Source organism: Vibrio sp. 1069, from assembly GCF_033340555.1.
The window spans coordinates 391,048-411,654 of sequence record NZ_JAWOWP010000002.1 but is presented as its reverse complement, the minus strand read 5'-3'; the positions used below and the strand labels follow the sequence as shown (position 1 = coordinate 411,654).

General features: G+C 41.6%; 22 protein-coding genes. 16 read left to right on the top strand and 6 right to left on the bottom strand.

The window, feature by feature from the left end; all coding sequences use genetic code 11:
• Nucleotides 1-85: 85 nt before the first annotated feature.
• A complete protein-coding gene (locus R7040_RS04910) occupies nt 86-622 on the bottom strand; it encodes a hypothetical protein (protein ID WP_017634623.1) in 537 nt (178 codons plus the stop codon).
• A 154-nt stretch (nt 623-776) separates the two neighbouring features.
• On the bottom strand, nt 777-1,151 hold the full coding sequence (locus R7040_RS04905) for a YgiW/YdeI family stress tolerance OB fold protein (RefSeq protein WP_005376220.1): 375 nt from the start codon (nt 1,149-1,151) through the stop codon (nt 777-779).
• 155 nt (nt 1,152-1,306) lie between these two features.
• Between R7040_RS04905 and R7040_RS04900 the strand changes: the two genes are divergently transcribed.
• The 4 genes from R7040_RS04900 (at nt 1,307) to modC (ending at nt 5,403) form a co-directional block, all read left to right on the top strand.
• Entirely contained in the window at nt 1,307-2,758 is a 1,452-nt protein-coding gene (locus tag R7040_RS04900) for a cobyric acid synthase (RefSeq protein ID WP_053308076.1), read from the top strand.
• Nucleotides 2,759-2,827: 69 nt separating this feature from the next.
• A complete protein-coding gene (modA, locus tag R7040_RS04895; RefSeq protein WP_005376225.1) occupies nt 2,828-3,583 on the top strand; it encodes a molybdate ABC transporter substrate-binding protein in 756 nt (251 codons plus the stop codon).
• Between the two features lie 27 nt (nt 3,584-3,610).
• Entirely contained in the window at nt 3,611-4,300 is a 690-nt protein-coding gene (gene modB, locus R7040_RS04890; protein ID WP_005376227.1) for a molybdate ABC transporter permease subunit, read from the top strand.
• Nucleotides 4,297-5,403 carry a molybdenum ABC transporter ATP-binding protein ModC gene (gene modC / locus R7040_RS04885; protein ID WP_005376229.1) on the top strand — a complete coding sequence of 369 codons (1,107 nt, stop codon included), beginning with the start codon at nt 4,297-4,299 and terminating at the stop codon, nt 5,401-5,403. The genes modB and modC overlap by 4 nt, the downstream gene beginning before the upstream one ends.
• A 76-nt stretch (nt 5,404-5,479) precedes the next feature.
• Here the strand turns inward: modC and R7040_RS04880 are convergent, their stop codons facing one another.
• Nucleotides 5,480-5,917: a DUF3069 domain-containing protein gene (locus tag R7040_RS04880; RefSeq protein ID WP_005376232.1), complete on the bottom strand. Its 438-nt coding sequence runs from the start codon at nt 5,915-5,917 to the stop codon at nt 5,480-5,482.
• Between the two features lie 273 nt (nt 5,918-6,190).
• Here R7040_RS04880 and R7040_RS04875 point away from each other — a divergent pair, with 273 nt between their 5' ends.
• Nucleotides 6,191-7,150, top strand: a complete 960-nt coding sequence (locus R7040_RS04875; protein WP_005376234.1) for a diguanylate cyclase — start codon at nt 6,191-6,193, stop codon at nt 7,148-7,150.
• 251 nt (nt 7,151-7,401) lie between these two features.
• Here R7040_RS04875 and R7040_RS04870 read toward each other — a convergent pair whose 3' ends face one another.
• Nucleotides 7,402-8,640 (bottom strand): sensor domain-containing diguanylate cyclase, encoded by a 1,239-nt coding sequence (locus tag R7040_RS04870; RefSeq protein WP_031778917.1) that lies wholly within the window; start codon nt 8,638-8,640, stop codon nt 7,402-7,404.
• Between the two features lie 253 nt (nt 8,641-8,893).
• Here R7040_RS04870 and R7040_RS04865 point away from each other — a divergent pair, with 253 nt between their 5' ends.
• The 10 genes from R7040_RS04865 to R7040_RS04820 all read left to right on the top strand — a co-directional run bounded on the left by R7040_RS04865 (nt 8,894) and on the right by R7040_RS04820 (nt 18,746).
• Nucleotides 8,894-9,262, top strand: coding sequence for a late competence development ComFB family protein (locus R7040_RS04865; RefSeq protein WP_005376241.1), 369 nt, complete (start codon nt 8,894-8,896; stop codon nt 9,260-9,262).
• A gap of 41 nt (nt 9,263-9,303) precedes the next feature.
• Nucleotides 9,304-9,585 (top strand): HlyU family transcriptional regulator, encoded by a 282-nt coding sequence (locus tag R7040_RS04860; RefSeq protein ID WP_005376244.1) that lies wholly within the window; start codon nt 9,304-9,306, stop codon nt 9,583-9,585.
• 434 nt (nt 9,586-10,019) lie between these two features.
• Entirely contained in the window at nt 10,020-11,576 is a 1,557-nt protein-coding gene (locus R7040_RS04855) for a Re/Si-specific NAD(P)(+) transhydrogenase subunit alpha (RefSeq protein ID WP_054575447.1), read from the top strand.
• 8 nt (nt 11,577-11,584) lie between these two features.
• Nucleotides 11,585-12,961 (top strand): Re/Si-specific NAD(P)(+) transhydrogenase subunit beta, encoded by a 1,377-nt coding sequence (gene pntB, locus R7040_RS04850; protein ID WP_005376248.1) that lies wholly within the window; start codon nt 11,585-11,587, stop codon nt 12,959-12,961.
• Nucleotides 12,962-13,116: 155 nt separating this feature from the next.
• A complete protein-coding gene (gene vxrA, locus R7040_RS04845; protein WP_025767766.1) occupies nt 13,117-14,571 on the top strand; it encodes a sensor histidine kinase VxrA in 1,455 nt (484 codons plus the stop codon).
• Nucleotides 14,546-15,208 (top strand): response regulator transcription factor VxrB, encoded by a 663-nt coding sequence (gene vxrB, locus R7040_RS04840; protein WP_005376251.1) that lies wholly within the window; start codon nt 14,546-14,548, stop codon nt 15,206-15,208. The genes vxrA and vxrB overlap by 26 nt, the downstream gene beginning before the upstream one ends.
• Nucleotides 15,209-15,214: 6 nt before the next feature.
• Nucleotides 15,215-16,096, top strand: a complete 882-nt coding sequence (locus tag R7040_RS04835) for a DUF2861 family protein (RefSeq protein WP_005388048.1) — start codon at nt 15,215-15,217, stop codon at nt 16,094-16,096.
• Between the two features lie 60 nt (nt 16,097-16,156).
• Nucleotides 16,157-17,278, top strand: a complete 1,122-nt coding sequence (locus R7040_RS04830) for a conjugal transfer protein TraF (RefSeq protein ID WP_005388052.1) — start codon at nt 16,157-16,159, stop codon at nt 17,276-17,278.
• Between the two features lie 41 nt (nt 17,279-17,319).
• Nucleotides 17,320-17,481 (top strand): YoaH family protein, encoded by a 162-nt coding sequence (locus tag R7040_RS04825; protein WP_005376257.1) that lies wholly within the window; start codon nt 17,320-17,322, stop codon nt 17,479-17,481.
• Between the two features lie 875 nt (nt 17,482-18,356).
• Nucleotides 18,357-18,746, top strand: a complete 390-nt coding sequence (locus R7040_RS04820; protein WP_017634770.1) for a universal stress protein — start codon at nt 18,357-18,359, stop codon at nt 18,744-18,746.
• Between the two features lie 90 nt (nt 18,747-18,836).
• On the opposite strand, the gene R7040_RS04815 is transcribed toward R7040_RS04820, so the two are convergent.
• Both R7040_RS04815 and R7040_RS04810 read right to left on the bottom strand, forming a co-directional pair.
• A complete protein-coding gene (locus R7040_RS04815) occupies nt 18,837-19,049 on the bottom strand; it encodes a hypothetical protein (protein ID WP_213895843.1) in 213 nt (70 codons plus the stop codon).
• Nucleotides 19,050-19,335: 286 nt separating this feature from the next.
• Nucleotides 19,336-20,175, bottom strand: coding sequence for a LysR family transcriptional regulator (locus R7040_RS04810; protein ID WP_318081106.1), 840 nt, complete (start codon nt 20,173-20,175; stop codon nt 19,336-19,338).
• A gap of 81 nt (nt 20,176-20,256) precedes the next feature.
• Between R7040_RS04810 and R7040_RS04805 the strand changes: the two genes are divergently transcribed.
• On the top strand, nt 20,257-20,457 hold the full coding sequence (locus R7040_RS04805) for a hypothetical protein (protein WP_226975298.1): 201 nt from the start codon (nt 20,257-20,259) through the stop codon (nt 20,455-20,457).
• The last annotated feature ends 150 nt before the right edge of the window (nt 20,458-20,607 follow it).

Here is a 20,607-nt window from a genome sequence, read left to right as displayed (position 1 = left end):
GCAAAAAATGGCCTCCAAAATCGGAGGCTATTTTTATTGAATCATATGCTTGCTTGTGATGCCCTGGTAGTCATAGTCATGTCCACTAAAATGCAAAACGAGCAGACATTACAATTTGCTGGCCATAGACACCATTATTTTTAAAATCTGCACCAAGCGATAGTTGCTGAGTTGAGTGGAATCGTGCGCCTAGATTGTAAATGGTATTCGAATCGTCATTATCTATGATTTGGCCGATACGGCCATGTAGCTCAACATTTTGCATAAACCAAATACGAGTGCCAATATTCACTTCCGTGCGCCACTCGTCGCCGACTTTATCACTGCCGTTCTCTTTAATGTTGTGTACCAACATTTGGCCATAAATATCTGCAAATTGGCCTGCTGGCCCATTAAAGCCTATACCACCAGCAATGTCCCAGTCTCCGCTGAATTCACTGTCTGCGCGAGCAATGAAATGGGTATTCTCTGTAAAGTAGGTATTGAACTCGCCACCAAATGTACCAGGGCTAGTGCCCATGCGAAATTCCATCGTGTTGTAGTTGAAATTATTTGCATGTGCGGAAAGTGGCAAAATAGCACACAAACCAAAGGCTGCAACCTTTAGAGCTTTACCTAGCATGGTGTCTCCGGGCAAGATGAATAAAATGAACAAAAAAATGGTCTGCAAAAAGCAGACCAAGATTGATAAAGCTATCATTTTAAGTGCTTGCCGTCACTATTTAGCTGTAATCGTCACTACATCATGTTGATATGCACAGCAATCGGGGTTTGTTTTACATGACCACGAGTTGTTCGACTTCAATCTCTGGTTTGTTCCCGCCTTCAAATTCGCCAAACAGACGGACTTTAGTCGTATGATCAATCGGAGTATTTAGCTGAATATCGTCATCGAGTTCGACCATCACTTCACCGGAACCATCGCTAAAGACAAACTTATCCGCGCGAACTTGACGCAATAAGTTACCTTCAACGACCACATCTTTTTCAGTAAACATATTGGAGTCGTTTAGCAAGGCATCCAATTTTTCCACAGTGACAGGACCGTTAAACTGCAAGTTTGATTGGTTTTGAGCGTTATCTTTCGCGAACGCGATAGAAGGAGCAATAGCTAAGGCGGCGATTGTTGCGATAATTGTATTCTTTTTCATGTTACATCCTCATCGGTTTGTTTTGATGGGGTCATTAAAGCAGGGCTTGTTTGAACCAATGATGATTTCAACATTCATATTCTATTCATTTGCTTGAGTAAGTGGGGACGATGACGTTATGATTGTTCATCTTCCTCTATTCCTTACAAATGTTCATGAAATCAGCGATCCCATCTTTAATGGTTCAAGGCACCACTTCGGATGCCGGAAAAAGTGTCCTTGTGGCAGGTTTATGCCGTGTATTAGCACGAAAAGGGATAAATGTTGCCCCATTTAAGCCACAAAACATGGCACTAAATAGTGCGGTAACCAAAGATGGCGGTGAAATAGGTCGAGCACAGGCCGTTCAGGCACAGGCGTGTAATATTGAGCCAACCGTACATATGAATCCGGTTTTAATTAAACCTAACAGTGATACAGGTGCTCAGATCATTTTGCAGGGTAAGGCGATTTCCAATATGGATGCGGCTGGCTTTCATGATTACAAGAAAGTGGCGATGGACACGGTGTTAGATTCCTTCTCTCGTCTGACTCAAGAATTTGATTCGATCATTATCGAGGGCGCGGGGAGTCCTGCTGAAATCAATTTACGAGAAGGCGATATTGCAAACATGGGTTTTGCTGAGGCCGCTGATGTACCAGTGATCATTGTTGCTGATATTGATCGTGGTGGAGTGTTTGCACATTTGTACGGAACACTTGCGTTACTTTCTGAATCTGAACAAGCGCGAGTAAAAGGATTTGTTATCAACCGTTTTCGAGGTGATATTCGTTTATTGCAATCGGGCCTCGATTGGCTAGAAGAAAAAACAGGTAAACCTGTACTTGGTGTACTTCCTTTTCTTCATGGTTTGAATTTAGAAGCAGAAGACGCGATCACTGCGCAGCAAGAGTTGCACTCTGAGGTAAAACTGAATGTTGTTGTGCCTGTTTTAACCCGGATTAGTAATCATACTGATTTTGATGTGCTGCGATTGAATCCAGATATCAATCTACGTTATGTAGGTAAAGGCGAAAAAATAGATAAAGCCGACCTTGTTATTTTGCCTGGGACCAAATCAGTGAGAGACGACTTAGAGTATCTAAGAAGCCAAGGGTGGGATAAAGATATCTTGCGTCATATTCGTCTTGGTGGAAAAGTGATTGGTATCTGTGGCGGCTACCAGATGCTTGGAAACTTGATTGATGATCCAAACGGCGTCGAAGGCCAACCAGGTCAAAGCGAAGGACTTGGCTTGCTTGATATCACTACGACGCTAACTAACAGCAAACAGCTTACAAACACACAAGCACAGCTTTCTCTTAACGGCAAAACAGCCAATGTAAAGGGTTATGAAATCCACGTAGGGCGAAGTGAAGTACGGGGCCTGCAACCTCTTACATTCAGTTCCGGTGAAGCGGAGGGGGCGATCAGCGAGTGTGGCCAAATCATGGGAACCTACCTTCACGGGTTCTTTGACGAGGCAGCTGTCTTAAGCCTGGTATCAGAATGGGTAAACGGCACCCAAATCAAACAACAAGACTTTGAAGAGTTAAAGGAGCAAGGCATTAATCGCATCGCAGATGCGATAGAACAACATGTGCGCCTTGATTTTTTGTTTAAATAGCCCATTAACTGATTGAACTTTATATTTAAATAACCTGTTCTTTCGCTTGCCTTGTATTGGAGTATCTCTATGAAAGCATGGAAACAGTATGCTTGCCTTACGGTAGTATTAAGCATTTCATTTTCAGCAAACGCATCAACGAACCTAAAAGTGTATGCAGCCTCTTCTATGACGAATGCGATTAACGAGATCGCGCAAAACTTTGAAGAAAAGTATGACGTTTCTATTACTCCCGTTTATGGTGGTTCTTCTTCTATCGCTCGACAAATTATCAATGGCGCACCAGCGGATGTATTCATTTCTGCGAACACGAAATGGATGGATTATTTGGTCGATAAAGACGTCATTTATCGTGACAATGTCACAAATCTAGTGCGCAATAGCTTAGTGTTGATTGCTCCTCAGTCTTCAGAATTAACCTCATTTAACTTTTCTGATGCAAAGGCATGGGAGAAGGCATTGCATGGAAATCGTCTTGCTTTAGGCAATCCGACGTCAGTACCTGCTGGTATGTACGCGAAAGAGTCATTGACTACACTGGGTGTATGGAAAGCGGTTCAAACTCACGTCGCACCAGCAAAGAATGTGCGCTTAGCTTTGGCGTTGGTTGAACGTGGAGAAGCGCCTTTAGGTGTGGTCTACAAAACCGATGCTCAGTTAACTGATAAAGTCAAAATTGTCGGCGAATTTGCGAGTGATACGCATGCGGCTATTGTTTACCCGGCTGCAATTGTGAATGATTCTACTGAGTCGGAGCAGTTCTTCCAGTACCTAAAATCGGACGAAGCCGCACGCGTTTTTGCTCAATATGGCTTTCAGCAATAAACCGGCCTTCAATTATAGGAACGAAGCGTGACAGAACTGGAATACCAAGCCTTAATGTTAAGCCTCAAAGTAGGCGCGTACGCAGTACTTTGGCTGATTCCTCTCGGCGTTTTTCTTGCTTGGCTACTTTCTCGAAAAACGTTCTTTGGTAAATCGATTCTCGATAGCTTAGTTCATTTACCACTGGTATTGCCGCCAGTGGTAATCGGCTATTTGTTGTTGATTTCTTTAGGACGACAAGGGTTCCTTGGAAAGTGGCTCTATGAAAACTTAGGGGTAGTCTTTAGCTTTAATTGGAAAGGGGCAGTAGTCGCTTGTCTTGTCGTGGCTTTGCCTTTGATGGTTCGTTCAGTACGCTTAAGCTTAGATAGCGTCGACCCTAAATTGGAGCACGCAGCCTCTACGTTAGGCGCTTCTCCTTTAAAAGTGTTTCTCACCATCACGTTACCACTGACCATTCCCGGAATTATTACGGGCACGATGCTGTCATTTGCTCGTAGTCTTGGCGAATTCGGGGCGACGATCAGTTTCGTCTCTAACATTCCGGGTGAGACCCAAACGATTCCGCTGGCAATGTACAACTTTATTGAAACGCCAGGTGCAGAAATGCAGGCGGCTCGTCTGTGTATCATTTCTATCGCGTTAGCCTTGTCTACATTAATGATCTCTGAATGGCTAAATCGTAAAGCGGCAAGCAGATTGGGTGCGAAGCAATGACGATTAAAGTCCAATTTAAACAAATGCTTGGTGAGACTGACTTCGACATCAAACTTAAGTTACCCTGTAACGGAATTAGTGCCTTGTTTGGACGATCTGGTGCTGGTAAAACGACGTTGATTAACATCATCAGCGGATTGGTAACTCCAAGGCAAGGGTATGTTGCGGTTGGTGAGCATGTTTTGTTTGACAGTGAACAGGGAATCAACCTACCAACGCACAAGCGTGGTATTGGTTATGTGTTTCAGGATTCACGTTTGTTTCCTCACTATTCGGTTCAAGGCAATTTGTTATATGGCGTTAAAGAAAAAGATGACGAGTATTTTGATGCAGTCACCGAACTCTTGTCTATCAAACCGTTACTAAAGCGCTTTCCGGTATCACTTTCTGGTGGTGAAAAGCAACGTGTTGCGATTGCGCGCGCATTGCTATCTAAACCCAATTTGCTTTTGATGGATGAGCCACTTGCCTCACTCGATATGCCAAGAAAGCGTGAGGTAATGCCTTTTCTTGAGGAGTTGTCGGAGAAGGTAAATATCCCTATTATCTATGTCACACACAGTCTCCAGGAAATTTTAAGGCTTGCTCAGCACCTTGCAATTATTGACCAAGGTAAAATTTCGAGTTCAGGTAAGCTTGAAGAAGTGTGGGCTTCTCATGCTATGCGTCCATGGCAATCTTTCTCAGATCAAAGCAGCTTATTTGAAGGCCGGATTGCTGAACATCATGAACGTTATGCACTGACTTGTATCAGCCTTGCACCTAATGTATTCCTGTGGGTGCAAAAGATTGACGGAACACCAGACACGCCAATACGCTTGCAAGTGCGTGCCAACGACGTTTCTATCACGCTCGAGCAGCCCAAGGCGACGTCGATTCGAAATATTCTGCCTGCTATTGTCGATTCCATCGAAGTGTTTAACGCAGCCGATGACAAACAGAGTATTAATGTATCACTCAAGCTAGACGAGAAATGTTATTTGTGGGCAACGATCACACCGTGGGCCCTTGACGATCTCAACCTAAAAATTGGTAGCCGTGTTTTTGCACAAATTAAAGGTGTCAGTGTGACACAAAAAGATATGGCACTAGCGCCTCATTAACCGTTTAGACTGATTTACGCTTCATGATCAAAAAAGGCCGCAAAGTGCGGCCTTTGTTACTAGAAGAATGTCGGAATTACTTCGCGAATACTTCTTTGAATTCACGCTTAAGAAGTGGGTCACGACGTGCTTTCTTAAGTTGCTTAACCATGTCTTTCACACAGTTGTGAAGCACATTATCAAGTAGTTGAGCACGGTATTCTTCTTTATCTTCATCTGTCATGTTTTCTGGCAGATTAAGAGTCGGAAACTCTTCCATCACATTAATACCAGCGAATGCTTGGCCTACAGAAACTAGAGCATGAAACTGTTCAAAGTTGTCTAGAATGTTCTGTGCACTTGCTGGCATTTCGTCCCATGATTCACGTACCGCTTCTTCAGACACTTCATGGATAGAGGTAACCATTTCGAACATTTGCTCTGGAACTTCGTCAAATTCGATAACTTTACGTAGCTCTGGAGAAATGCTGGCTAGATCGATTTTTTTGCTTTCGCTGTTAGTTGCTTCTGACATGGTGTGTCTCTCATTACAAAAAGGCGGGAATATTAATACCAAATGCATCAAATAGCTATACCCATTAGTCCGCAAGATGACCAAAGTGAATGAGTTTGTTGAACTTCTGCTCACAGGCTATGATTAGATAGGGTAACGTCCAGTCTAACTGCTTTATGCAATGGATTCCGTGATATTCAAACAAAAATATAGCACTTAATTATGAGTCGAATGCAACAACTCTATGAGTATGGTATATGTTTAATAAAGACATAATTAAAAATGGAACGCGTTATGCAACCGACAGGGACATCGATGCGAATCCTTCTGGTTGACGATGTTCAGCTAGACAGGATGCAGTTGGCTATTCGTCTAAAGCAACTTGGACATATTGTAAAAGCCGTAGGTAGTGGACTAGAGGCGTTAAATACCTACGAGAGTTTTGATCCGGAACTGGTGTTACTCGATATATCAATGCCAGATATGAACGGTTTTGAAGTCTCTCTTCATATAAGAGAAACGTTTCCGGATTGGATCCCAATTATTTTCTTGAGTAGTCACGAAGAGCCAGAAATGATTGCTAAAGCCATAGACGCGGGCGGTGATGACTATTTAATTAAGCCGGTAGATAAACTGGTACTGAACTCTAAACTTATCGCAATGCAGCGTATTGCTCATATGAGACGAGAGCTTAAGCAAGCGACAGCTCAATTAGAGCAAGTTAATCAACTTTTGACTCAACAAGCGAATGAAGATGGCCTAACCAAACTCTATAACCGCCGTTATATCGACCATAAGTTGGAATCGATGGTTGCATGGCATGGCCGTCACAACATGCCAATGGCTTTGATTCTATTGGACGTCGATTTTTTTAAACCGTTTAATGATAATTACGGTCATATTGAAGGCGATCGTTGCTTGCAAGCGATTGCGAATCAACTCAAGGCTACTTTTTGTCGCTCTGGGGAATATGTAGGTCGATATGGTGGAGAAGAGTTTGTCGTGTTGCTAGGGTGTACCGACACTCAAACAGCAGAAAGAGAAGCCGAGCGTATACAAGAGGCTATGTATTTTCTCGATTACCCACATGAGTATTCTAGTGTGTCAAATAGAGTGACAGTGTCACAGGGTGTTTTTGTTTTTCAACCGACAGGGAAAGAAGTGCAATCAGACTTGTATGCAACCGTTGATAAAGCGCTATATACCTCGAAGTCTTTGGGAAGAAACACACATACTTTAGTTAATTCTCTTTAAAAACAAAATCTTATGAACGCCACTCTTTTTGTTGCGTTGTCACTTTTTGGTGGTTATTTTAAAGCTCACTCAAAGTAAGATAGGCAAACAGTGCGAACGGAATGTCGCAATCGGGCGTATACCTTATACCTTTGATTAGATAGATAACATCGGGATAGTGGCAACGATGAGTGCAGTTATTATGCTGATGGGGAAGTTCGGTTTTGTTGTAAACCCAGACAAGCTTGTTAACTTTCACGATTGGTGAGAGTCTAACGAAGCTTTATGCAGTTACGTCCGGCCTTTTTCGCTTTGTAAAGTGCTTCGTCCGCTGATTTAATGACGTCCAGAGGAGCTTGCCCATTCCGGCTATCAGCAACTCCGAAACTTGCGGTAACAAAAACCGACTTTCTTTTCGAACTGTTGCTACCACGACGTTTTTGTCCTTGTTTATGGTTCTCAGGGCGAGATTCTTCATCGCGTAATATCATCTCGTATTCTGCAATCGATTTGCGAGCTTCTTCCAAAAAGTTCTTACATTCGTCAGTGTATTTGCCTTTAAAAACGATGGTAAATTCTTCTCCGCCAAATCGATAAACTTTTGCGCCGCCTGGGGTTTTAGTGAGGCGCGAAGCGACCATTTTTAGAACGTCATCACCAGTATCGTGACCGTAGGTGTCGTTAAACTTTTTAAAATGGTCAACATCAAGCATTGCGATCGTGAACTTCTTACCCATGTGTTTTAGATCGAGATCAAGTGCACGTCTGCTCGGAATCAGCGTTAGGCTATCGGTGAAAGCCAGTTGATGGCTAGCGGAAGCGGCATAAATAATGATAAGCAGCCCTGTTAGCGTAAACATGGTGCTTGATATGTACTGCACATCAAAGAAAATGAACGTCGCAGACGCCAATACCATGGCAGAGTAGGTCATCGCATGGATAATTTCATTCTTCTTTAAAACAAGGATTCCAAGAAAACAGACAATACCCACGCAATATAAAACAAGAATTAAAGGCAGTTTAGAGACCGTAGGTACAATAAATAAAATACCGCTTGTCCATTGTTCAAACCCTCCTTCAACGTAATATGCTAGCGTTAGATAAGACCAAAGAACGAACATTGCTAACATCAAGATGTAAGTCAACATGGCTCTAGAGTCAAAACCTTCTTTACTAAACAAAAATACCGTAAGAAACGAGACAGGAAGTAACGTGGCTAAAATGGTTAGCTCAAGTAAAGCGGTACCACTTTGAAGCGGGACTTGTAGGCGGTGCTGTATCACGAAGTAGGCTAGCAACATTGCCAAGCACACCATGGACTCTCTGCCTTGCTTAAATGAATAACAAAGGAGTAGCGCACAACCTAATAGTATGTACGGCAAGTTTGCGGCAATGCCCCAGTTTGCCTGAGTCATCTGAATAATGCTGTCCATGCCCGAACTCACTATGCCCAGTAGCAAAAAAGGGGATAAGAATCTGAAGCCTGATGAAGTCATTGACGATGAGGACATCTATTACAAACTGCCTGAAAATAGTTGACTATATAATTGGTTAGGTAAATCGTTTTATCAATATGGATATTTATCCGTTATTGAATTTCGAACTTTGAGAACTAGCAAGAATACGTCTATTTGTTCCTTTTCCCAAGTATTTTGGAAGACATTACGGCAAAAAGAGAGAGATTGATTAAATTAAGAGCAATCAATAAGTTGTTATAAACAAGTCGTTGCTATACTCATTTCATAGGAAAAAGGAGATTTACAGATGCAGATAAGCTCAGATGTGCACAATTACATGGAAACATTAGTAGGCCAGGTTCTCAGTTTGCCCGAATTTTTAGAACAGTATGACAACGAACAGTTAGCCGATATTGCTTGCCTTGCGCTTATCCAGCTCAAGCCTGTCTATATCCGTCATGATATTGATTTTTTGTCTTCACTTCCTGAACAAAAATTAAGCCAGTTTAAGCAAAGCGCGGATATAGCGGTGAAAAACGCCGCAGAAATGGTGAAAGAAGACAGGCGTAAGAACCGAGAGTATGATGTGCCTGTAATTTTTTCCCATACTAGTTATGATGATGACAAAGAGTTGGATTGGTATGAAAAACCGATCCTTAACGTTAATATTAAGTAAGAGTCGCTCAGTTGACTAGTGAGCTGACCCAAGGAGGAATCGTGGGATTTTTTTCGCGTTTGTTTGGTGGTAGTGAGAAAACGGTTGAAGCCAAAAATATCGAACCAGTTGAGTATAAAGGTTTCCTTATTTACCCAGAGAGCCTTTCAGAGGGCGGACAATATCGCATCGCTGGTCGAATAGAAAAGCATGACAATGATGAAGTGAAAACACATCGGTTTATTCGCTCCGATTTGCTTGGCTCAGAGCAAGATGCCAATGACCTTATGTTGAAGAAATCTCAAATGTTTATTGATCAAATGGGCGATAAAATCTTCGACTAGCAATTTACTGCAATTTGATTCCAGTCATCATAAAAAGAGCCATTAGTGTATATGCTAGTGGCTCTTTCTTTTTAACGCTTAAATCTCTGTTAAGTCAGTATTTAATCGTCACCTGGTTAGACCTCAGTCTAGTACGGTGTTGCGTTGTTATTTTTCGTGCACAGAGCGACAATCATTCATTACTTAGCGTTATATGTAATGAAATTTAGTATTTAAATTACAAAACACTTGAAGTAATGAGACGCGTTCGATACAAACAGAATAATAACAGGGCTGTTAGTCAAGGTGTTATTGTGCAAATGGGTGTCCCCAAACATCATCTTTCGTTTGCAATTGTCTTGCGTGGTAAACAGATAGAAATAAAAAAGAATTAGAGTAGAGCGACGCTCTGTTTTGGGACTAATTTATTGATATGTATACAAGGAGTATGCGTTTTGCAAATCGGTGTACCTAAAGAGATACTCGCGGGTGAATCGCGAGTGGCTGCATCGCCGAAGTCGGTTGAGCAGTTAATAAAATTGGGATTCGATGTCGCGATTGAATCCCAAGCGGGGGTGCTAGCGAGTTTCGATGATGCCGCTTATGAAGCAGCTGGTGCGAAAATCGTTTCTAGTGAAGAAGTTTGGGCATCTGGCCTTATTTTAAAAGTTAATGCGCCAATTGTGGATGATGAGCAAGGCATTGACGAAATTGCGTTACTGCAAGATGGAGCAACACTGGTTAGCTTTATTTGGCCGGCTCAAAATGCTGAGTTGATGGAACAACTTTCAAGTAAGAACATTAACGTTCTTGCCATGGATTCCGTTCCTCGTATCTCACGTGCACAAGCCTTAGACGCGCTATCTTCGATGGCTAATATCGCTGGTTATCGTGCAGTGGTTGAGGCAGCTCATGAGTTTGGTCGTTTCTTTACAGGTCAAATTACGGCTGCCGGTAAAGTACCTCCAGCGAAAGTATTGGTTGCGGGTGCTGGCGTCGCTGGCTTGGCGGCTATCGGTGCTGCAGGTAGCTTAGGTGCCATTGTCCGTGCGTTTGACGTCCGCCCAGAAGTAAAAGAGCAAGTTGAATCGATGGGCGCTGAGTTCCTGACCGTTGACTTTCAAGAAGAGTCAGGCTCTGGGGATGGCTACGCAAAAGAAATGTCTGATGACTTCAACAAAAAAGCGGCAGAGTTATACGCAGAGCAAGCTAAAGATGTTGATATCATTATTACGACCGCGCTCATCCCTGGTAAACCTGCGCCGAAGTTGATCACCAAAGAAATGGTCGACAGCATGAAAGCGGGCAGTGTAATTGTTGACTTGGCAGCCGCTAATGGCGGTAACTGTGAATATACAGTGAAAGACCAAGTTATCATGACGGATAACGGGGTAAAAATTGTTGGTTACACTGACATGGTTGGTCGTTTGCCTACACAATCTTCTCAGCTTTACGCGACAAACCTTGTTAACCTTCTAAAACTGCTGTGTAAAGAGAAAGATGGCAACATCAATATTGATTTTGAAGATGTTGTTATCCGTGGCGTTACCGTGGTGAAAGAAGGTGAAGTTACTTGGCCAGCGCCACCAATTCAGGTTTCAGCTCAGCCGCAAGTGAAACAAGAACAGCCTGTGAAGCCAGAGCCTAAAGTAGAAGAACCTACGTCTCCAACGAAGAAAATTATTGGTGTGGCAGCGGCTGTTGGAGCCTTTGCTTGGGTTGCTTCTGTTGCTCCAGCGGCGTTTCTCTCTCACTTTACTGTATTTGTTCTAGCGTGTGTTGTCGGATACTACGTAGTATGGAATGTTACCCATGCACTTCATACTCCACTAATGTCAGTAACGAATGCTATCTCTGGCATTATTGTCGTTGGTGCATTACTGCAAATTGGACAAGGTAATGGCGTCGTTTCATTCCTATCTTTTATTGCTGTATTGATCGCGAGTATCAATATCTTCGGTGGTTTCACCGTCACCAAGCGTATGCTTGAAATGTTCCGCAAAGATAAATAGGAGTCACAATGTCTGCAGGATTAGTACAAGCAGCTTACATTGTTGCTGCATTATTTTTCATCATGAGTTTGGCGGGGCTTTCAAAGCAAGAGTCTGCTCGTAATGGTAACTACTACGGTATCGCTGGTATGACGATCGCGCTGATAGCGACGATCTTTAGCCCAGATGCGCAAGGTTTTGGTTGGATCATTATCGCGATGGCGATAGGTGGTGCGATCGGTATTTTCTATGCGAAGAAAGTAGAAATGACCGAGATGCCAGAACTGGTTGCGATTCTACACAGCTTTGTAGGTTTAGCTGCGGTTTTAGTTGGCTACAACAGCTACCTAGATGCGCCAGAAGCAGCAACACATGCTGAGCATGTTATCCACCTTGTAGAAGTATTCTTGGGTGTGTTCATCGGTGCCGTAACTTTCACCGGTTCAATTGTCGCATTTGGTAAGCTGCGTGGTGTGATTTCTTCGTCGCCACTTAACCTGCCTCATAAGCACAAAATGAACCTCGCAGCGGTTGTTATTTCTACGCTTCTTATGATCTACTTCGTAAAAGCAGATGGCAGCATGTTCGCTCTTATTGTGATGACTTTGATCGCGTTCGCATTCGGCTACCATTTAGTCGCTTCAATCGGTGGTGCTGATATGCCAGTTGTTGTCTCTATGTTGAACTCATACTCAGGTTGGGCAGCAGCGGCAGCAGGTTTCATGCTAGCAAATGATCTATTGATTGTAACAGGTGCTTTGGTAGGTTCATCAGGTGCGATTCTTTCTTACATCATGTGTAAAGCAATGAACCGTTCGTTTATCAGTGTTATTGCCGGTGGTTTTGGTCAAGAGATAGTGATTTCAGGTGACGAAGAGCAGGGCGAATATCGTGAAACAACGGCTGAAGAAGTTGCAGAGATGTTGAAGAACTCAAAATCAGTAATCATCACTCCAGGATATGGCATGGCAGTAGCTCAGGCACAATACCCTGTTCATGAAATTACTGATGTACTTCGTTCACAAGGTATTGAAGTTCGCTTTGGGATTCACCCAGTAGCGGGTCGTCTACCGGGGCATATGAATGTGTTACTCGCTGAAGCAAAAGTACCGTATGATATCGTTCTTGAAATGGATGAAATCAATGATGACTTTGCTGAAACCGATACCGTATTGGTTATCGGTGCTAACGATACGGTCAACCCAGCCGCACTGGAAGATCCGAACAGCCCAATCGCTGGTATGCCCGTATTGGAGGTATGGAATGCGAAAAACGTAGTGGTATTCAAGCGCTCAATGAATACGGGTTACGCAGGGGTACAGAACCCACTGTTCTTCAAAGAAAATACATCAATGCTATTTGGTGATGCGAAAGAAAGTGTTGAGTCTATTTTTAAAGCACTTTAACCATTCTTGATTTAAAACTATACAGGGTCAGCAATCGCTGGCCCTTTTTTGTTCCGTTTCAATGTTATAGTAATGCAAATCCTTCTGTTAGCTGATGTCAATTGCTTGTAGATTGATGTATAGTTTTGGCTAATGTAATAAGTGACGGTAACAGTTTGATTAAAAAGTTTTTGCTCGGTTTTGCAACTGTATTGCCGCTTTTTTCGGCACCTGCATTTTCCGATTCACTACCAGAAAGAATAGATACGTTTACAGAGCTATTTAACTATGAAGTAGCTCTTAAGTCGTACGATATTCGTATTCTGCAATCAAATTATCCTACCAAGTTACTTGCGCCAGATTCGCTTCTGCCGCAAACGTCTGACTATCCGTTAAAAGATATCCAACAGCTTTACAGCTTGGCGAATACTTGTCGTGGCAAATTACCATTAAGTCCTTTAATTACTGAGCCTTTAGTATTTACAAGAGCGATTTGTAAAGGGACGCAGCTGACACCTCGTTGGTTCTCGCGTAGTGGTCTCATTCACCCTGGTGGTGGGACGTACGCGGCACGTTATGTGGATAAGTATCCAGAACTCAAACCCAAACTATCTCAGTACATGCATATAAAAGAGCGTGATAACGAGGAAGGGGATGAGTTGCTAGAAAGCTTGAAAAACATGGATGACGACGCCATTAATGCTTTGATTGCAGGCGCGAGCATGTTTATTGAAGGTAATGAACTTTGGCTAAGACGTGGTGACCGTTACTTTGTTTTCGAGAAAGATATCTGGCAAGAGAACGTAGCGAATGCGGGTCTGTCATACGCTCTAGCCTCTCAAAGCAAAAGTTGCTTTGTTAAACGAGGCAATATTTGTTGGGATGTAGAAGATCACTCGCAAGTTTTGCGGATCAGTATGATCATACTGGTAATCGCCAATATTCTTTTGGTGATTGGTTGGGCGGTGTACCGTTGGAATAGCAAGCGAGAAGAACTACGTAGTAGAATGCTCGTGTTGCAAATTTTAACGCATGAGCTCAGAACACCGATTGCATCCCTGTCACTAACGGTTGAGGGCTTTCGTCGAGAGTTCGAGCATTTGCCTGAAAGTGTGTATGACGAATTCCGCAGATTGTGTGAAGATACGCGCCGCCTGCGTCAATTGGCAGAAGCGAGTAAAGATTATTTGCAATCTGATAACCAAATGCTTGCAACAGACTGGGTACCATCCGTTGCAGATTGGTTAGAATTTAAGATCGAAGAAGAATTTGATAGTGCCGTGCTTTTTAACATCAATGAAGATGTGGCTGCTAAAGTTAATGTGTACTGGTTAGGAACTTGTATCGATAACTTGCTTCGTAATGCGCTTAAGTACGGTGTCGCACCGGTTGAATTGGATGTCTCAACTAGTGAAGAAAAAATAGTATTCCAAGTCCGAGATGCAGGAGGCCTAACGGCTAAAGATTGGGCAAATTTGAAGAAACCGTTCGTAAGTAAGAGCGGGTTAGGACTTGGATTAACAATCGTTGAATCTATGGTAGGCCGCATGGGCGGAAAAATGTCCTTAATGGGACCACCTACAACTTTTATATTGGAGATACCTTGTGAAACAGACACTGCTTCTCGTTGAGGACGATAAAAACTTGGCTGACGGCCTGTTAGTAAGCCTGGAACAAGCAGGATATGAGTGTTTACATGTGGAGCGTATTGCAGACGTAGAGCCACAATGGAAAAAAGCTGACTTGGTAATTCTCGATCGCCAACTCCCAGATGGTGACTCTGTACAATGTCTCCCAGAATGGAAACAGATTAAAGACGTACCAGTTATCTTGTTAACGGCACTTGTTACCGTAAAAGATAAAGTTGCAGGCCTTGATTCCGGCGCGAACGACTACTTAACAAAGCCTTTTGCTGAGGCGGAGCTTTTTGCGAGAATCCGTGCACAGCTACGAGCACCGGATTCAGCAGAACAAAGCAACGCTGATAAAGTGATTACAAAAGACTTAGAGATTGACCGCTCGACTCGTGAAGTGACTTATAAAGACGAGCTAATTACGCTTACTCGAACAGAGTTTGATTTGCTGCTATTTTTGGCGTCAAACTTAGGTCGCGTGTTTACTCGTGATGAGCTACTTGACCACGTTTGGGGTTACAATCACTTCCCGACAACACGTACGGTTGATACACATGTACTACAGCTTCGTCAAAAACTGCCAGGACTGGAAATTGAAACACTTCGTGGTGTTGGCTACAAGATGAAAGCATAAGTCGTAATGAAAATACTACTCCCTGTAGTTGTCTCATTAGCGTTAGTGAAACCAGTCCATGCGATGGACTGGTTTCAAACTAACACGCCTTTAACACAGGCACATCAACACTTACTTGAAGATGATCTTGCGGGTATGTTCAACTCTCTTGTTGAACTCTGGCAAACGGAACCAAGTAAAGATTTGACTCCTCACCTTAATGATCTTCTTGGTCAGTCACTATCTAAAAACTGTGGCAAGGCTCTCACTGGTGTAACGCTGCCTGATTGGATAAGTGGTGTGAACGTTATTCGTCAGACTATTCAAAGCCCTGGGCGAGATACATTTAGATTGGTGATCAAGCTAAGAGCTACAACTGACATCGAAAATATTTCATTTAATCGATGGGTGGATGATTCTATATCCGCGGACAGTTCATTCAGCTATGAACAACAGCCGAACGGGACAGAACTTGCCAACGAGCGTAGTTACTCGAAACGCTATAACTTAACAGGCAAGCTTGAAGCTGGTTTATATCACTTAACCGTTGTTTCTACTGATAAACAAGAGTATCGAACTTGGGTAATACTTGGAGATTCAAACTCTTCTCAATATGTTCGTTGGACATCTAAAGAGAATTGGAAAGTAGAAAAGAGCGCACTTCGTAATCCCCATTGTCCATTACCGCAACTTGAAGTTGGTTTGTATGACTACATTGATGGCCAGTACGAGCAAATGTGGAAAAAGACTTATGAGTCTAACTATCCAAATTCATTGGAGCTAGCGGGTGTCCCAAACGATAGATACGTATTGGCGGTAAGTATCAATAGTCGCCGTTGGCAGGGCGATATAATTGTTGAGCAGGCTCAAACTATTAGCCGAACCTATGATCTTTCCCAGGAAGAATAGTTAAAGAAATACTACTTGTGCCGATAAAGGTTCAGGACGAACTAAAATCACAAGTGTAGTATGAAAAACAAATATAAAATTCTTGCCACTTCTGTTGCTACTATTCTTTTCGCTAATGCTGCCTCTGCTGCTACTTATGCGATAGAGGCTCGTAGTGATGCAATGGGTGGCGTTGGTACCGTATCAGCAACTTATCTAACTGCGCCTTTTTTCAACCCCGCTCTTACTGCGATTTATCGCCGAAATGACGATGCAGGCATGATCGTGCCAAGTTTTGGTGGCAGCTACGATGATCAATATGATCTAGTTGATGAGATCGAACGCATCAGCAAATTGACAGACGTCGATGAAATCAAAAAATCGATGGATGCTATCGATGGGAAAAAGACAGACTTTGATCTTGGTGGTGTCGTTGCCATTGGTATTCCCAACAAATTCTTATCTGCAACTGCATACGGTAAGCTATACACTGAATCATTCGTACAACCAAATGTTGATACCTCAGGTACTAATCCATTAGATGATAGCTATGTACAAGGTGTTTCTATTGGCGTGGCTGAAGCAGGTATTTCACTTGCTAAATACACTAATTTCATGAACCAACACCTTTCTTTTGGTGTTACTCCTAAACTTCAGCGTATATACACATACTCATACGCCACGAGTTTTCAGAATTTTGATACTAAAGACTTACGTGAAAATGAGACCGCGGAAACGATGTTTAACTTAGACGCCGGCGCACTTTGGTTCTTTGGCCCATATCGTCTCGGTATTTCAGCGAAAAATTTGATCGGAAGAGACGTTAAAACAAAGTCATTCCAATATGGCAGCGATACGATAAAATCATACGAATATAGCATGCGTCCTGTATACACCGTTGGGGCAGGGATTGTTGCCGATTACTTTACGATGAGTGTTGACTACGATCTTAACGAAGAAAAACGTTTTTCATCCTTTGATGATAATACGCAAATGATTCGAGCTGGTATTGAATTTGATATTTTGCGTCAAATGGCATTACGAGCAGGGTATATGAAGAACTTAGCTCGAAGTAATGACGAAGGAACCATTACTGCTGGTATCGGGTTGTCTCCACTTAAGTTGTTCGAATTGGATATCGCAGCTCAGTACACAAACGAGAACGCTATGGGTGCATCCATTAATTTCCTTGCTACCTATTAATTGAATCGTTATAGTCAGCTCCTCAAAATGAGGAGCTTTTTATGTTTGACGATTTACCCCCTCTATCTCACCAAGAGCAACAACAAGCTGTAGAGAGAATTCAAGAATTGATGGCGAAGGGCACAAGTACTGCAGAAGCTATCAAAATTGTTGCCGAACGGATTCGATCTGAGTACGCAGAAAAACAACAGCAACAAAACTAATCAATTCATGGACAGGGCATACGCCCTGTTTTTTTTGCGTTTCTATTTTCTATTCCTTTACATTCCCAAATACCACCATGGTTACGCTGTAACTACAATTTACTATACCTATATGATTTTAATCTTGCTCAATTACCTTTAAGACTAAATAGTGAGTTGGTAAAATTTTACCTCATTATTTTAACCTTGGTTTGCATAGTGCAGGTAATTAGGCATTTTTTAAAGAACTTATAAATTAAACTCAATTATATCAATTATTTACCTCGGTCTTTTAATCTGCCAACCATATTGGTCGCGATTGATCTTGTAATTTAATTACAAAGCCCAAGAGAGCCTCGTTCTCAGGCAGAAGATTATGCTAAAAAAAGAAAAAAGAGACACCGTAACTTATAACGATAATTCAACTGGAGTTATTAAATAAGCGATATAAAAACAGTAAGCACTCGCAGACATATGTAATAGATGAAGCGAAATTCATCTTATTGAGCTGCTTTTTTTAGCCGAAATACGTCTCCTGGATTTGAGCGGAGCGTTACATATTGAGCATGCTTAATCTAAAGTAGTTTTACTAAACTAGGCGACGTTGAAGTGGGTAATATGAAACCTCAAGAGTAGTAGAAATCAAGAGTAGTAACGCGTGTTACAACGTAATGTTTTCTGGCATCCTTCCTGTTAAATAGTCCGATAATTAGAGAAGAAATTGGAAAAACATCGTTGATCTTTGGATGAGAGGAAGCAACAAGGTTGCAATGAAAACTATTTGCCTGTTTTACACTAAACTCCTTTAACTATCATGTAGCAGTAGTTTTGATGTTGTGTTCGCTCTATGTGGACTAGACTTAATATGAGAACAAAAACTAACCTAGGGAGGAATGATGGGTTATAAGCACGTTTTGGTTGCTGTCGACTTATCTCAATCTAGCCAAGCCGTTATCGAAAAAGCAATAATGCAAGCAGATAACTCAAGCAGCAAACTCTCATTTGTTTACGTAGATGTTGATCGCATAGTCATGGAAGCGAAGGAAGAGCAAGAATTGGAAAGAAGGCTGCAAGAGCTCGCTGATAAATGCTTATACCCAGTAAACGAGACCATGGTAGTAATAGGCGATCTTCATATAAAACTATCGGGAATCGTCAAAAAAGAGGGGATAGATTTAGTTGTCTGTGGTCATCATCACAACTTATTGAGTCGCTTTTTTTCATCGATACCAAAGGTTGTGAACGAAGTTGAAGCTGATTTATTAATCGTCTATTTAGACGAGTGATCGACAACTCTTGTTCGCACTCATCATTTTTTGTCACTAAAAAGCCGAACTTTTATGTTCGGCTTGGTGTATCGGTGATAATAAAAGTTTTTAGCCAGGAATGATTGATGTCTCATGAGATAAAACAGATGCAGACTCCGCGTTTGACTGCAGATCAAAATGTACGTTAACTTGCACGCCTTCTCGCTCAAAAGTGACATCATCAAAATCGGTCATAGCGATTTTGAATCCATTTCTAGCAAAAAAGCCAGTCACCATAGTTCGCTGCTTAATTTCTAATGCAGACGCGAGTAGCTTATCCATGGCATTCTCCTTGGTTATTGTGGGGATATGGGTAGAAGATACACATAGATTGGTATGAAATCAATTTTATATAAAGTTGCCTTTGATGAAAATTTTAATGTAAGTCAATCTATCGTTTACCCCACGTGATTTATTCCACGCAAAACCTTGATAACAAGACGGCAGAGCATCTCACATTGTGATAGCAAGCATAAAGATGGGGGTGTTAATAAATACCTCTGAAACAATATGTTACAAAGATTAGCGTTAGGCCTAGTTGAGTAGACAACGCATCTGAACAACCGCCCTAAAATGACTCACTCTTCAATACTTGTGATAACTCAGACCTAATAAAAGTAGATATCTCAGCTAGCTTTCTTGGCAAAGGGTTTTGATAAGGGTAGGCAATATACATGGAACGTTCTATATCAAAAGTTTTCGATATTCGGATGTTTTTGTCTATATAGTTACTTTTAACAAGATAGTTTGGAATGACACCAACCCCAACTCCCTCAGAAACAAAGTTTATTAAAATAGAGGTGTTATCAACTTCGATAACATCAGTATATTGATTTTTAATTGATTCCTTATTCGAATGATGTTTGTAGATTAATAGTGTTTTGTTGTTAGCATTACTTACCCTAGATATCAAAACATCACTATAATCACCAATTTTATGTGCAATAAGAGTGTCATCAATAACATTATTAAGCCTAATCGCTAAATCTACATTGCTTTCTAATAAATTTTCTACATTGTTACTTGATGATATTTCAAAATCAACTTTTGGATATCGTTCTTTTAAGTCTTTAAGAACAGAACCAAAAATAGAAGAGGCTATAGAGTTGGGCATTGTGATTTTGAACTTTCCATCAATGCATTCACTCAACGAGCTAGCTCTGTAATTTAACTCGTGCAAACTCTCTAACGTCTTGATAGCAAGCTCTCTAATGCTTTCGCCATGATCAGTTAAAACGAGTTTCCTTGTTGTCCTGTGGACGAGTGTTACGCCAAGTTGTCTTTCTAATGCTGCTAGCTGCCTGCTGACTTGAGCTTTCGACTTTCCAAGTTCTTTTGATGCCTCTGTAAGAGAGAGGTGTTTACAAATGGCAGCAAAGCAGATCAGCTCATTGTTCATCAATTCCATGATTGTTACCTTTTTGCAACTCTGAGTCACGTTGTCTTTTAACTGGTGGGAAAGTATAACTTGCATCATCGGAGGGGGACAATGATATTTAAAAGCCGCCATGAAATAATGGCAGACTACTATCTTAATAAAACCATATTGGATATTAAGTTAAACCGATATCCTGAAGGAATTAACTCAATCGGATTAAATATAGAAAATAAAGATTTAAAAATAAAAAAATTGTCTCGCAAAATTACTAAGTTGGATTCGGGTGATTTAATGTTGATTGTGCATCATTGATAAAGACTCATTTCATATCGGAAAAAGTAATAATAAAAGTTGAAATTGATTCTTTAAATTATAAAGTTAAACGTGTGAGGATATTTAAATATGAAGACTGCAACACAAAATTCGAAAAGATCTGTTTATCAGAAAGATACATTGTATAGA